Genomic DNA, 13,690 nt, shown 5'->3' with positions numbered 1-13,690 from the left:
AGCCTTGTGTGAAGAAAGGGCGCTTTGCACGAGGCGCCCCTCCAACACTTCAAAGCATAGCAACGGCCTCAGGGTTTGCCGGAGTTCGACGCTTGCGTTCGTCCGCTTTCCCATCCGCCGCCCAAGGCGAGGAACAAATCGATCTGACTGGCGGCAACCTGGGTGTTCGCGGCCGCCAGTTGCGCCGTGACGTCGATGTAGGTGCGGGTGGCTTGCAGGTCCGCCAGGAACGAGGCGCGGCCGGCCTGGAAGAAGCGATGGGTCTGGTCGGCCGCCAGTTTTGCCGATTGCTCGGCATCGGCCAGTGCATCGCGGCGTTGCAGCAATGCCGTGTACTGGGCCAGGCCGGTCTGGGTCTCGCGAATGGCGTTGAGCACCACCCCATCGAAATGCGCCAAGGTCGCCTGGGTCACCGCTTCGGCTTCGCGGATGCGCGCCCGGGCGCCGTTGGTCGGCACGTTCCAGGTCAGCGACGGACCGAAGCCCCAGCGGTTGGTAGACGGATCGCCCAGATCGTCGAGGATACCGACGGTACCGATGGTCGCGCCGATGCTGATATTCGGGTACAGCTCGCCCGTGGCGACGCCAATACCGGCCGTCGCGGCCGCCAGTCGCCGCTCGGCCTGCCGTACATCGGGACGACGCTTGAGCAATGCGGCGCCATCGCCCACCGGGATCAATTGCGCGATTTTTGGCAGCTCGTCGCAGGTGGCGGTGCCGGCCGGCAGTTGGTCCACCGGCTTGGCCAGCAACATCGACAAGCGATACAGCCCGGCCTGACGAGCGGCTTCATAGCGCGGCATGTCGGCGCGCAGGGATTTGAATTGGGTCTGCGAGCGGGTGACCTGGGTTTCGTCGCCACGCCCAGCATCGCGCAAGCGCTGGATCAGCGTGGTGCTCTGGGCTTGCAGATCGAGGGAATGCTGGGCGATTTCCCGCTCTTCATTGGCCGCACACACTTGGGTGTAGGCGCGAACCACGTCGGCCACCACGGTAATGCGTGCAGTATCGGCGGCGGCCTGCGTCGCATCGGCATTGGCCTTGGCCGCTTCGATGCCGCGTTGCAAGGTGCCGAACAGGTCGAACTGGTACGACGCGCTGATGCCGATATCGCCGATGTTGGCCACCGGCACTTTTTCCGGCAGCAGGAAGGCCTGGCCGGACTCCTGCAAGCGCTGGGCGCCCATCTGCACGCCGCCGCTCCAGCCGCCCGCCGCTTGCGCCTCATCGACCTGAGCGCGAGACCGCGACAGACTGGCCGCCGCCACACGCAAATCGGTGTTGGAAGCCATGGCCTGTTGTACCAACTGGTCGAGTCGCGGGTCCTTGTACAGGCGCCACCAATCGGCCGGCACCGGCGCGGACACCACGGTTTTACCGTCGACCGCCAGATCACCCTGGAAGTCTTGACGATGGACGGCCGCTTCTTCGGGCAAGTGATAATCCGGCCCGACCATCTGACACGCCGACAGCAGCAAGCTTAACCCGGCGACCGCCAAACCCGAGGCCTTGCTCATTGCGCCGGCTCCCGCTTCTGATCGTCGATGATCGATACCGTGGCGGTACGCCCGGCGATCATGCGGAAATCTTCCGGCACGTCATCGAAGGCAATCCGCACCGGAATCCGCTGGGCCAGCCGCACCCAGCTGAACGCCGGGTTGACGTTGGGCAGCAGGTTGTTGCCGCTGGTGCGGTCGCGGTCTTCGATACCGGCGACGATGCTCTCCACATGCCCGCGCAGGCGCGCATTGTCGCCGATCACCCGGATGTCGACGCTTTGCCCGATATGAATGCCGTTCAGTTTGGTTTCTTCGAAATAGCCATCGATGTGGAACGAGTTGCTGTCGACCACCGACAACACCGGACGCCCGGCGCTGACGAACTCCTGGGCCCGTGGCGCGCGATCGTTGACGTAGCCGTCCACCGGGCTGCGGATCACCGAGCGGTCGAGGTTGAGCTGCGCGCTGTCCACCGCCACCTGGGCTTCCATCAAGGCCACTTGGGCGCGGGCCACTTTCGACTGGCTTTCTTCCAGCTGCTCACCCGGCACCAGGTTGCCAAGACCCTTGTTCCGCTTGGCCTCGCGCTGGGCCTGGGCCAGGGTTTCTTCGCGGTCGGCGACGGCCGCTTTCGCCTGGCGCAGGGCCAGCCTGAAGCGGTCAGGATCGATGCTGAACAACACCTGGCCGCGCTTGACCAGCTGGTTGTCGCGCACCTCCACTTGCTGGATCAGCCCGGACACGTCCGGCGCGATTTGCACGATGTCGGCACGGATGTGCCCGTCGCGGGTCCAGGGCGCGAACATGTAATACATCACCATGCGCCAGACCACGACAACGGCGAAGCTCACGATCAGCAGGGTCAGCACCACGCGACCGAGGGTTAGAAACGGTTTTTTCATGTCATCAGGTATCGACTGAGTGAGTCCACGGCGCCAAGCAGCAAGGCGTAGAGGGCCACGTTGAACAATGCCCGGTGCCAGACCAGACGGTAAAAGTGCAGGCGCGTCAGCACCCCGTGCACCAACAGGTACAACACATACGTAATGCCCATCAGCACCAGCAGCGTGGGCAGGAACACCCCGCTCAGATCCAGGTCACCGATCATAAAGGCGCTCCATCAATGCCATGGGGAAGCGGCTCTTCGGCCTCGGCGGAACCGACGAACTCGACGCCGGGCAACAGTGCCAGGCGCAGGCCGCTCAGGGCGTGCAGCAGATGCCGACGGGTTTCATCGTCGCCGGCACCGCTGAGGGCGCGACGCGTGCGGTCGAGGGTCATCAGCAACGGGCTCGGTGCCTGCAAGCGTTCACCGGCCTTGAGACAGGCCTTGAAGTACTCGCCCACCTCGGCCACCACCTGACGCAGCAACACCTGCGGCACACCAAGGACCCGCGGCGTATAAGCGAGCAGGTCCAACAGATTCAGCGCCACCCGTACCTCCCGCAGCGCCACGCCGGAGTCCTGGCCGGTCATGGCCAGGCGCGGCAGATGCTGCATCAGCCGATCGAGCATCCGTATGCCCAGAAGCCGATGCTCAGACAACGCGGCCGGCTCGGAGAGGCTGACGATGTCACGCCAGCTGAAACGGGTCAGGCGCTTGGCCGCCAGCTCGGCACCGAACGGCCGGGCAATCAGGGTCCAGATGAACGCGAACAGCAACCCCATGGGACCGGCCAGGTTGGAGTTGGCGAAACTGAGGAAGTCCGCGTCGTAAGCGCCCTGAATGCTGATGAAGGACGAGGTGTTGACCAGGGTCAGCAACATGCCCAGGTAAAACTGCGGCTTGACCGTCAGGGTGCCGACGCAAATGAACGGCACGGCAAACGCCAGCACCAGCATCGGAAAGTCATGCAGGTTGGGCAGCACCAGAAACAGATAAAGGCTGGCGAACACCACCGACATCGCTGTCCAGAAAAAGAACCGGTAAATCTGCGGCGCCGGGTCGTCCATCGAGGCAAAGAAACTGCACGCCACCGCCGCCAGGATCACGGCGCTGCCGCCATCGGTCCAGCCGAGCAGAATCCACAGCACCGAAGCGACGATAATCGCGGTGACGGTGGACGCCGCGGAATAAAACATCAGGCCTCGATCCAGGAACGGGGATAACCGTCCCAGCCGCCAGTGCCGATACACCGCGCGCCAGCTGTCCTGGCTTTCGCACTGGATGGCGTATTGCAGGCTGCGGCAGTCCTGCCACAAATCAATCCACTCGCCGAGACGGTAAATGGCGTTGGAGAACAGCAGTTGCTTGCGGTCATCCAGCGCTTCGGGAGCCGGTTGCAGGGCCTCAAGTTGATCCTTCAGGGCTTGCCAACGGTCGAGATCGGCATCCTTGTGCTCGAGCCACTCGGTGGTGGCGGCCAGCAAGGGTGCGAACTTGTCCACAAGCTCAGGGGTGCGCCGTTCCAGGGCGTAAAGCGCATCGTCGAGGGCATCGATCACTGGCAGCAGATGAATCATCCGTCCGCGCAATTCCTTGGTGTTGCGCACCGTCTGCGGACGCGAGCCTTCGTGGGGCAACTGGCCGATCATCAATTCCAGTGAGTTGAACGTGGCGACCATCGATGCCCGCAACGCGCTGACTTCTTCAGGCTGCACGTTGCGGCTGATGAAGCGCAGGCTGTAGGTCGATGCATCGGTAAACCATTTGCTCACCGAATCATTGAACACCGGCGCCAGGCGCCGGGGCCAGAACATGGCACCGACCACCGCCGCCACGGCAATGCCGAGAAAGATTTCTTCGGTCCGCGCTTCGGCCACGTCCCACACCCCCAGCGGGTTGTTCACCACCGGCAGGGCGATCAACGGCAAGGTGTAGCCGGCGAGCATCAGGGCGTAGTTGTTCGCGGTGCGCAAATGCAGGGACAGAAACAGCAGCGTCCCGGTCCACAGCGCAATCACCACCACCAGCACGTAGGGGCTCTGCACGAACATCGGCACGAACAGAACCGCCGCCGCAGCGCCGATAAAGGTGCCGACCGCCCGGTACAGCGCCTTGGAACTGGTAGGGCCGAGAAACGGACTGGAAACGATGTACACCGTAGCCATCGCCCAGTACGGACGCGGCATTTGCATGAGCAGAGCGATGTACAGCGCGATCATCGATGCGGCGAAGGTGCGGACTCCGTAGAACCAGTCCCGCGCCGGGGGCATGCCAGAGAAAAATCCGTTCAAGAGTTGGCCACCGATGGTGGCGTGGCCGCTTCAAAAGCTCTCAGTACCCGCAGCGTAGCCTCCAGATCACTCTGGTCAATGCCTTCAAGGACTTCGTGGCGCAAGCGCACCAGTTCAACTTCGACCGCCTGCACCAGCTCCCGACCGGTTTCGGTCAGGCTCAGGCATTTGGCGCGGCGGTCCTGTGCATCTTCTGTGCGGCAGACGTAGCCGCCATGGCACAACTGATCGAGCAAGCGCACCAGCGACGGGCTCTCCATCCCGGCTGCCTGGGCCACCGTCACCTGCCGCACACCCTCGCCCAGACGCCCGATCATCAACAGCGGAACGGCGCAGGCTTCGGAGATTCCATAGTTGGCCAGCGTGGTCTGGCAGATTTTGCGCCAATGCCTGGCGGCCACCACCATGGCACTGCTGATGTTCATCTGGAGAACGTCGAGGTTATTCGGCACGAAGGAAAATACACACTGTTAGTTTGCTAACTATCAATATTGCATTGGAGGGGATTTTCCGTCAAGTTTTGAAACAAATACGTAACAGCGACCTGCCGAGAGCCCTCAACGTTTCCTTGCACGCTCATACACTTCACTGCGTTCGCGCTTTCCTACTGCAACGACAGAAACGACGACACGCTCATCTATCACCTCATAGACGAGTCGATATCCCGATGACTTCAACTTGATTTTGTAGCAGTCGGGCATGCCATGGAGTGAGTCGGAAGGGATTCGAGGCATTTCGAGCCGCTCTGCCAACTTCTTTTTGAATTGTTCACGCAGCGTGTGCCCCAGCTTGTCCCATTCTTTGCGTGCAGACGGCAGAAATTCGAGCTTATAAGTCATCCAGCGTTACCGAAATCGGCGTTTCATGACGACGAGAACGCACAATTTCCGCCAACTCCAGATCATCCAGGCGTTCCATCATGGCTTCGAACACATCGGCAGGGACCATGTAACCCATGACGCGATTGTGATTGAGCACTGCGACGGGCCCTCCATGGGCGCCATTCAAAACGGCAGAGGGGTTTTTCTTTAGTTCAGACACGCTGACAGCCATATCAGCCAATACACTTTGCATAATTAAGACCTCAAATAAGGTCTTAATTCTGGTCAGTTATTGTGATCAGAGCAACCTCGGTGGACCACCGCCTATCAGTTTTTTACACCCCCCGCCCCTTCCTCAACAGCACATCCAGCTGATCCACCACCTCCGCCCAATCCGCGTCATCGAGTATCTCTTCACGCAGAAGATCCGCCTGACTCGGGCTCCAGAAAAATGCATCCGCAAGGTGCAGCTCCGGTTTGAGCGGTGAATGGGTGGCGATGAATTTATCGATGCTTTCGGCGTCGTCCGGCAGGCCGAGTTGCTTGAACAGGGATGGAAGGTTGTGGGTCGGGCTTTCCATGACGAACTCCTGATGACCAATTTAGGGACCGCTGCGCGGTCATCGCGAGCAGGCTCGCTCCCACAGGAAAATGCGTTCTCCCTGTGGGAGCGAGCCTGCTCGCGATGACGGCAGCGAAGACACTGCAGACCTAATGACTCAACTCCCGCACCTCGGCATGCGGCACCATTTTCAGAAACTCGGGCATGTCCATACGCACCAGGTTGACGTGGTTGCCGGCCTCCAGATAGATGTCTTTCTGCCGGGTCAGCAGCGGATCGATCACCACCTCCAACCCATAGGACTCACCCAGCGCCGGTACGGCACCGCGTTCGCAATCATCGAACAGGTGCGCCAGGTTGCTTTCGCGGGAAACCTGCCACTCACCGCTGCTGCGGACTTTGCTCAGGTCAAGGTGACGGCTGGCGGGCAGCACAGCCATCAGGTAATGCCCATGGTGATCGTCGAGGATCACCGATTTGGCCACCCGTTCGGCAGGAATACCTGCGACCCGTGCCGTTTCGAGGCTGCTGGCCGAGTGTGGGTGGCTGACGATGTCATATTCGCATTGAGCCTTTTCCAGGCTTCGCTGCACGGTTCTTGCCATACGCATGATGCACCTCGGTGCCCGCCATGACCGCTGGCGGACGATGGTTAAAGTTTTGCTTGCGTAGTAAAAGTCTAGGCCCGTCAGCGCGATCCGGCGGGAAATCCGCCCATCGGATGTCGATGGCAGTTGAGCAAAATTCATACCGGCCAAGGCTCAACTAAACTGAATGCAGAGCCACTCCACGACTCTCCCGGAGGGTCAAGTGAACACGCGTTGCTGTGCAGTTGCGTTGCTGTTGGCGTTGAGCGGATCGGCCTGCGCCGCCGACACGGTGGTGGTGCTGTTGCCCAACCCCGTCGGGATCTGGCTTATCACCTTCGGCATCGCGTTCCTGATCGCTGAGGCGGCCCTGCCCAATTACGGCGTGATCGGCTTGGGCGGCATCGTGATGTTCGTGATCGGCGCGGTGATCCTGACCAATACCGATGTGCCCGTGCCGTTGATGATCGGCCTGGGACTGATCAGCGCACTGTTGCTGATCTACCTGGTGTTTCACGCCCTGAAGACCCGACCGCGCCACACGGTCAGCGGTGATGCCGGGCTGGTCGGCAGCGAAACGCCGGTCACTTCAGTACAGCTCGGCAACGCCTATGGCGGCTGGGTTCATCTGCAAGGAGAACGATGGCAAGTGCTCAGCGCGACGCCGCTGCAACCCGGGCAACAGGTACGGGTGGTGGGGCGCAAGGGCTTGCTGCTGCAAGTGGCCGCGGCTGACGCGGCGCCGGGCGGAGAATAGTCATGGGTTTGCAATTGGGTCTTGTCGCGCTGCTACTGTTGATCATCGCACTGGCGGGGTCGACGTTCCGCATCCTGCGCGAATACGAGCGCGGCGTGGTGTTCCAGCTCGGGCGCTTCTGGCAGGTCAAGGGCCCTGGCCTGATCCTGCTGATTCCGGTGGTCCAGCAAATGGTCAGGGTCGATTTGCGCACCGTGGTGCTGGACGTGCCGCCGCAAGACGTGATCACCCGCGACAACGTGTCGGTCAAGGTCAACGCGGTGCTGTATTTCCGCGTACTCGATCCGCAGAAGGCAATCATCCAGGTCGAGGATTTCCTGGCCGCCACCAGCCAATTGGCGCAAACCACGCTACGGGCGGTGCTGGGTAAACACGAACTGGACGAACTGCTGGCCGAACGCGAACGCTTGAATCTGGACATCCAGCAAGTACTCGACGCCCAGACCGACGCCTGGGGCATCAAGGTTGCCAACGTCGAGATCAAACACGTGGACCTCAACGAATCGATGATCCGCGCCATCGCCAAGCAGGCCGAAGCCGAACGGGAACGGCGAGCCAAGGTGATCCACGCCGAAGGCGAATTGCAAGCCTCGGAAAAACTCATGCAGGCCGCCGAAATGCTTGGCCGCCAACCGGGGGCCATGCAGTTGCGCTACATGCAGACCCTGAGTTCGATTGCCGGCGACAAGAGCTCGACCATTGTCTTTCCGCTGCCGATCGAGTTGCTCAAGGGCATGGCGGACTTGTCGTCGAAAGCCTGAAGGTTTGCGATGACGCCACTCATTGCCCGGTATTGCCGGACAAGTACAACCCATAGTCATTCGGCCGGCTCGAAGTACGCCGTCTCTGCCACGGGATACACTGACTGCCATCCACCACCCAACGCCTTGTACAACCCGACGGCCGCCAGCGACACGCCGGTCGAGCTCTCGACCCACTGCTCCTGCGTCGCCAGCAACGCCCCCTGCACGGTGAGTACGGTGACGAAATCCACCACGCCCTCGACGTACTGCTGTTGCGCGGTTTCCAACGCGATGCGGTTCTGGCGCACGGCTTCGGCCAGGCTGTCGCGGCGTAACTGGCTGGCGTTGTAGGCGGTCAGTTGATCATCGATTTCATGCCAGGCGCGCAGCACGGTTTGCTGATAGGCGATAGCGGCTTCCAGTTGTTGCGCTTCACGCAACTCGAGCACGCCACGCAAGCGGCCTCCGTCGAACAGCGGCAAGCTGAATTGCGGGCCGATGCCGAACGAACGCGATCCCCAGGAGCCGAAATCGCTCAGTTGCATGGCCTGGGAACCGATGTTCCCCGACAGGGTGATTCGCGGATAGAAATCGCCCTTGGCCACGCCGATGCTGGCAGTGGCGGCATGCAGTCGCGCTTCGGCCTGGCGAATGTCCGGCCGACGTGCAGCCAGTTGCGAGGGTACGCCGATGGCGACCTGACGCGGTGTTTGTGGCACCGGTGCGTCTGTGGATAGCTCCGCCGCCAATGCCTGGGGCGGTTCGCCCATCAACAGGCTCAAGGCGTTGATCAGTTGCCACTGGCGCTGCTCCAGTGCGGGCAGGCGTGATTCGATGGCCGCCACTTGTGCGGCGGCTTCGGCGACATCCAGGTCCGTCGCGACGCCGTCGGCCAGGCGCAGTTGCGAAAGTTTCAGGCTATGGCGGGCGACGTCGAGATTCTGCTCGGTGACGAGCCGGGTGTTCTGCACACCGCGCAGCTGGATATAGTCCTGGGCGGTTTCGGCCAGCACCGACAGCAGCACACCGCGTCGGTCGTTCTCGGCGACTTCCAGGTTAGCGTCGGCGGCTTCGGTTTCCCGACGCACGCGGCCCCAGAAATCCAGCTCCCAGGAGGCGGAAAAGCCGGCATCCCACAGGTTGAAGGCGGATTGGCCGTTATGTCCTGACGGGTCGTTCAGGCCTTCACCACTGTTGCGGTTGCGTCCGTAACGTCCGCTGGCGGCCGTGTTGGGGTAGCGCTCGGCGGTGATGACCTGACGCACCGCACGACTTTGCTGCAAGCGGCTGCTGGCCAGCTTCAGGTCGAGGTTGTCGGTCAGGGCGCGCTGGCTCAGGGCTGAAAGTTTGGGGTCGTGGAACACCTCCCACCAGCGCTCGGCCATCGATTCGGCGACAGCCTGGCTGGCGGCGGCCCTTGATGGTTTCGACCATTCGGTGATTTCGGTGGCTTCGGGCGTCTGGAAGTCCGGACCGACGGTGCAGGCGCTGAGACTCATGACGAGCAAGGCACTAAAGGTGAATGGCTGCCACAGGCCTCTTCGCGAGCAGGCTCGCTCCCACAGTAAACCTGCGATGGAGCCAGAATTGTCAGCACTGCGCGGGTCCCTTGTGGGAGCGAGCCTGCTCGCGAAGGCGCCTGACCAGCCAACACAGTCCTTCATCGCTGAGTCACCTCACGCACAGGCGCCGCATCGCTGCCGGTATCAATACTCGCCTCCACCGACATCCCCACCCGCAAGCGCTCGGCCAGCGACTGCCCCGGCTCCAGCACGATCTTCACCGGTATCCGCTGCACCACTTTGGTGAAGTTGCCGGTGGCGTTGTCCGGTTTGACCGCGGCAAACGTCACCCCGGTGGCCGGGGCAATGCTTTCGACACGACCGTTCAATGCCGCACCACCCAGGCTGTCGACGCGCACTTGCACAGCCTGCCCCGGCTGCACATCTGTCAGTTGGGTTTCCTGGAAATTGGCCATCACGTATGCCTGCGCCAGCGGCACCACCGCGAGGATTTTGCTGCCCGGAGTGACGTAGGCGCCGACCCGCACCGCGCGTTCGCCGACCATGCCGTCCTGTGGCGCGACGATCCGCGTATAGGACAACTCGTAGCTGGCCATTTCCAGCTGCGCTTGCGCCCGTTTCAGCCCCCCTTCGGCTGCGTCGCGCTGGGCTGTGAGGATCTCCACTTGCTTGCGCTCCGCCGCCAATACCGCCGTGGCATTGGCCAATCGTGCCGAGGCCTGGTCGATACGCGTTTGCGCCTGTTGCGCATTTTGCACCGTGCCGGCGCCCACCCCGGCGAGGTGTTTGTAGCGGTTCAATTCATGCTCGGCAAAGGCCATTTCCGCCTTGGCCGAAACCACCGAGGATTGCGCCTGGGCAATCACCGACGCCTGACGCTCGAGGGTCGCCCGGGCGTTTTGCAGTTGCGCCCTGGCCACCAGCGTTTCGGCATCGGCGGCCTGGGCGGCTGCGCGCAAATCCCGGTCATCGATCAGCGCCAGCAACTGCCCGGCCTTGACCTGCTGGTTGTCCTCGACCAGCACTTGCTTGATAAACCCGGCAACGCGCGGCACGACCAGGGTGAAATCCGCCGAGACATAAGCATCGTTGGTGTTCTGCTGGGTACGCTTGCCGAACAGGCCGGGCATCGCCAGGTACATCAACACGCCGACGGCCAATGCGGCGGCCACGGCAACCGCGACTTTCTGCTTTGCTTGAGTGTTCATAAAAACCTTCTGTATCAGTGGAGCATTCAGGTCGGTGCGCGCGGCGGAAAGATCCGCGTCGGCAGCCAGAAAATCAGCAGGATCAAGGTCACGGCGATACCGGCCATGCACAGGTAAAGATCAGAGGAAGTGAGCACCACCGCTTGCTCATGCAGACGATGAGCGAGGCTTGCGCTGTCGCGCTCGGCCAGCGGCGAATTGCCGAGGCGGTCGACCAGCATGGTCGAGTGAAAATGCAGGCGAGCCGTGGTCAACGCCTCGATCACCCCGGTGGCGATGACCGCCGACAGGCCTTTGACGGTGTTGAACCAGGCCGATGCGAACGGCCCTTCCATCGGGCTGATGCTGCCGGTGGACAGCATCAGCAACGGCAACACCGCCATGGGCTGACCGAAAATCTGCAGCCATTGCAGCACATAGAAATCATCGCGAATCCACGCGGACGTCAGTTGCGAGCCGCCGACGCACGACAGCGCCAGCATGCTCAGGCCGATGCCCAACACCCAGCGGCAATCAACCCAGCGAAAGTTGCACAGCGCCGCCACCAACGGCAGCGCAATCAATTGCGGCAGCGCCGCCAGTAGCATGATCGGCGCGGTCTGCACCGGGCGATAACCCTGGACCTGCGCCAGGTAGCTGGACGGAATGATGATCACCGCCTGCAACACCACCAGCACGCCCGCCAGGGTCAGCAGGGCGAAAGACAGGTTACGGATGCCGAGCATCTGCATCTTGAAAAACGGCATCGGCTGCGACCACTCGCCGACCAAAAACAGCACCAGCAGCGACAGCCCGCCACCGAGCAATCCGCAGATCAGGTTCGACTCGAACCAGTCCAGGCGATTGCCCTGCAGGATGCCGATCACCAACATGCAGATGGCGGGAAAACCCAGTAGCACACCGCGCCAGTTGAAGGACTTGAAGCGCTCCAGACGCAGGGGGTCCCGGGGTAAGCCATACGCCACTGCGGCCATGGCAATCAGGCACGGCGCGATGATTTGCCAGAAGGTCCATTGCCAGCCGACATACTCGGTCCACAACCCGGCCAATGGCGTGCCCAGGCCTGGGCCGAACGTCGCCGTCAGGGCATAACCGGCCAGGCCATACAACTTCACGTTGGCGGGCAAAAACCGCAGGGCCACGGTCATCAGCATCGGCGGCAAAGCACCGCCAGCCAGACCTTGCAACGTCCTCAGCAGCAACAAGCTTTCGTAATTCGGGGCGAAGGGGCACAACACGCCCAGCAGGGTGAACAGGCTGATGGCCCACAGGGTGAAACGCCGCAACGAGAACGTCACCGCACACCACGGCGCGAAGGCCATGGCCGCCACGGAGGTCGCGGTGTAACAGGCGACCAGCCAGGTGCCTTCGTCGTAGCCGATTGCCAACGCGCCACGGATGTCGGCCAGGGCGACTTTGGTCACCATCTCGTTCAGGCCCGACACCAGCACCGCCAGCAATACGCCCACCAGGCCGATGATGATTCGAGGGCCGAAGACGGGTGGAGCGGCTGCCGTGCTGGCCGCAGCAACAGGTGCCGTGACCGTGAGGGAAGTCATGTACTGCGAGCTCCGGAGTGAAAATACCGAAGCATTTTAGGAAGCGTGATGCTTGACGAAAATCAACTTATCGGCAGGTTATAAGTGCGCTAAACGCAACGATAGTCCCGCCATCCCTTGTGGGAGCGAGCTTGCTCGCGATAGCGGCAGGTCAGCCAATAAAGATGTCGAGGCTGCCGGCCTCATCGCGAGCAAGCTCGCTCCCACAGGGGTTCAGCGGTGACTTTCAGGTTGCGCGGCCAACCACGTTTCATCGCAACACGTCTTGAGCGTTTCACGCAACCAGCGGTGGGCCGGATCCTTGTCGAAGCGCGGGTGCCAGGCTTGGGTCAACATCAAGGTTGGCAACGGGATCGGCAAATCGAACGAGCGCAGCTTCAGTCCGAGCCGTCGCACACTCAGCAGCGCCTCTTTGGGCACCGGCAGAATCAGGTCGGAATCGGGCAAGGCAAACATCGCCGCATGAAAGCTTGGAGCGATCACCGCCACCCGCCGCTCCAGCCCCAGGGCATTGAGTGCGGTATCGATCGGCCCCCGGGCAATGCCACGCCGGGACATGCTGATATGGGAATAACCCGCATAGCGCTCTGCCGTGATCTCACCTTCCAACAGCGGATGATCCTCGCGCACCAGACCAACGAAGTGGGTGGAAAACAGGTTCTGAATCTTCACTTCCGGGGTCAACGGCCGGGTGTTACTGATGCTCAAATCGATCCGCCCTTCGCGCAACGCCTCATCATCGCCATCGCCTTCCGGGACGAAACGCAATTCGCAGTGCGGCGCCTGCCGGTCGAGAGTGTCGAACAGCTTGCCGCCGTAGACGCCGACAAAAAAGTCGTTGGCCCGAATACTGAAACGCCGCCGCAGCGAACTCAGCTCCACCGCATCGGCCGAACGAAACAGCAACCCGGCCTGCTCCACCACACTGCGCACCTGTTCGCGCAATTCCAGCGCCTTGGGGGTCGGCACCAAGCCACGGCCGGCGCGCACCAGGATCGGGTCGCCAATGGCTTCACGGATGCGCGTCAACGTCCGGCTCATGGCTGCCGGGCTAAGGTTCATCCGCCGCGCCGCGCCCACCACACTGCCCTCATCGAGCAAGGCATCGAGGGCGACCAACAGGTTCATGTCTGGGAGTTGCATGGTGAGCACTCATCGTCGATCTGGATTAACTCGGGAGCAATGCTAACAAGGAAGGGGGATGGTTGAGCGACGAGATGACACTTTTCGTCGCTTATTGACCTGATACAGCGC

15 protein-coding genes are annotated in these 13,690 nt (G+C 62.0%); 2 read left to right on the top strand and 13 right to left on the bottom strand.

Features of this window, described 5'->3' with window-relative positions; all coding sequences use genetic code 11:
- Nucleotides 1-68: 68 nt before the first annotated feature.
- The 9 genes from WHX55_RS00705 to WHX55_RS00665 form a co-directional block, all read right to left on the bottom strand.
- Nucleotides 69-1,517 (bottom strand): efflux transporter outer membrane subunit, encoded by a 1,449-nt coding sequence (locus tag WHX55_RS00705; RefSeq protein WP_353741819.1) that lies wholly within the window; start codon nt 1,515-1,517, stop codon nt 69-71.
- Nucleotides 1,514-2,401 (bottom strand): HlyD family secretion protein, encoded by an 888-nt coding sequence (locus tag WHX55_RS00700; RefSeq protein WP_008049930.1) that lies wholly within the window; start codon nt 2,399-2,401, stop codon nt 1,514-1,516. Before WHX55_RS00700 ends, WHX55_RS00705 begins: the two co-directional genes overlap by 4 nt.
- The gene (locus WHX55_RS00695; RefSeq protein ID WP_007987399.1) at nt 2,398-2,607 is read right to left on the bottom strand and encodes a DUF1656 domain-containing protein; all 210 of its coding nucleotides are present in this window, start codon (nt 2,605-2,607) and stop codon (nt 2,398-2,400) included. The genes WHX55_RS00700 and WHX55_RS00695 overlap by 4 nt, the downstream gene beginning before the upstream one ends.
- Nucleotides 2,604-4,676: an FUSC family protein gene (locus WHX55_RS00690; protein WP_353741818.1), complete on the bottom strand. Its 2,073-nt coding sequence runs from the start codon at nt 4,674-4,676 to the stop codon at nt 2,604-2,606. The genes WHX55_RS00695 and WHX55_RS00690 overlap by 4 nt, the downstream gene beginning before the upstream one ends.
- The gene (locus tag WHX55_RS00685; RefSeq protein ID WP_046040691.1) at nt 4,673-5,101 is read right to left on the bottom strand and encodes a MarR family transcriptional regulator; all 429 of its coding nucleotides are present in this window, start codon (nt 5,099-5,101) and stop codon (nt 4,673-4,675) included. Before WHX55_RS00685 ends, WHX55_RS00690 begins: the two co-directional genes overlap by 4 nt.
- 132 nt (nt 5,102-5,233) lie before the next feature.
- Nucleotides 5,234-5,515, bottom strand: coding sequence for a type II toxin-antitoxin system RelE/ParE family toxin (locus WHX55_RS00680; protein WP_057399135.1), 282 nt, complete (start codon nt 5,513-5,515; stop codon nt 5,234-5,236).
- Nucleotides 5,505-5,750, bottom strand: a complete 246-nt coding sequence (locus WHX55_RS00675; RefSeq protein ID WP_150726393.1) for a type II toxin-antitoxin system prevent-host-death family antitoxin — start codon at nt 5,748-5,750, stop codon at nt 5,505-5,507. The genes WHX55_RS00680 and WHX55_RS00675 overlap by 11 nt, the downstream gene beginning before the upstream one ends.
- Nucleotides 5,751-5,832: 82 nt before the next feature.
- The gene (locus WHX55_RS00670) at nt 5,833-6,078 is read right to left on the bottom strand and encodes a DUF2789 domain-containing protein (RefSeq protein ID WP_150726392.1); all 246 of its coding nucleotides are present in this window, start codon (nt 6,076-6,078) and stop codon (nt 5,833-5,835) included.
- Between the two features lie 130 nt (nt 6,079-6,208).
- Nucleotides 6,209-6,670, bottom strand: coding sequence for a YbaK/EbsC family protein (locus tag WHX55_RS00665; RefSeq protein WP_007975646.1), 462 nt, complete (start codon nt 6,668-6,670; stop codon nt 6,209-6,211).
- A 199-nt stretch (nt 6,671-6,869) separates the two neighbouring features.
- Here WHX55_RS00665 and WHX55_RS00660 point away from each other — a divergent pair, with 199 nt between their 5' ends.
- Together WHX55_RS00660 and WHX55_RS00655 are read left to right on the top strand one after the other, a co-directional pair.
- The gene (locus tag WHX55_RS00660) at nt 6,870-7,403 is read left to right on the top strand and encodes an NfeD family protein (protein WP_150753285.1); all 534 of its coding nucleotides are present in this window, start codon (nt 6,870-6,872) and stop codon (nt 7,401-7,403) included.
- A gap of 2 nt (nt 7,404-7,405) precedes the next feature.
- Entirely contained in the window at nt 7,406-8,164 is a 759-nt protein-coding gene (locus tag WHX55_RS00655) for a slipin family protein (protein ID WP_150726390.1), read from the top strand.
- A gap of 56 nt (nt 8,165-8,220) precedes the next feature.
- Here the strand turns inward: WHX55_RS00655 and WHX55_RS00650 are convergent, their stop codons facing one another.
- The 4 genes from WHX55_RS00650 to WHX55_RS00635 form a co-directional block, all read right to left on the bottom strand.
- Nucleotides 8,221-9,810 (bottom strand): efflux transporter outer membrane subunit, encoded by a 1,590-nt coding sequence (locus WHX55_RS00650; RefSeq protein WP_353741817.1) that lies wholly within the window; start codon nt 9,808-9,810, stop codon nt 8,221-8,223.
- Nucleotides 9,807-10,877 carry an HlyD family secretion protein gene (locus tag WHX55_RS00645; protein ID WP_150753287.1) on the bottom strand — a complete coding sequence of 357 codons (1,071 nt, stop codon included), beginning with the start codon at nt 10,875-10,877 and terminating at the stop codon, nt 9,807-9,809. Before WHX55_RS00645 ends, WHX55_RS00650 begins: the two co-directional genes overlap by 4 nt.
- 26 nt (nt 10,878-10,903) lie before the next feature.
- A complete protein-coding gene (locus tag WHX55_RS00640; RefSeq protein WP_150753288.1) occupies nt 10,904-12,436 on the bottom strand; it encodes an MFS transporter in 1,533 nt (510 codons plus the stop codon).
- A gap of 213 nt (nt 12,437-12,649) precedes the next feature.
- Nucleotides 12,650-13,579 carry a LysR family transcriptional regulator gene (locus WHX55_RS00635; RefSeq protein WP_150753289.1) on the bottom strand — a complete coding sequence of 310 codons (930 nt, stop codon included), beginning with the start codon at nt 13,577-13,579 and terminating at the stop codon, nt 12,650-12,652.
- Nucleotides 13,580-13,690 lie beyond the last annotated feature (111 nt).

The sequence above is a fragment of the Pseudomonas fluorescens genome (genome assembly GCF_040448305.1).
In the GTDB taxonomy this organism is placed as follows: domain Bacteria; phylum Pseudomonadota; class Gammaproteobacteria; order Pseudomonadales; family Pseudomonadaceae; genus Aquipseudomonas; species Aquipseudomonas fluorescens_BH.
Note: the sequence above shows the minus strand (reverse complement) of the source record. Positions and strands in the feature narration are given on the sequence as shown.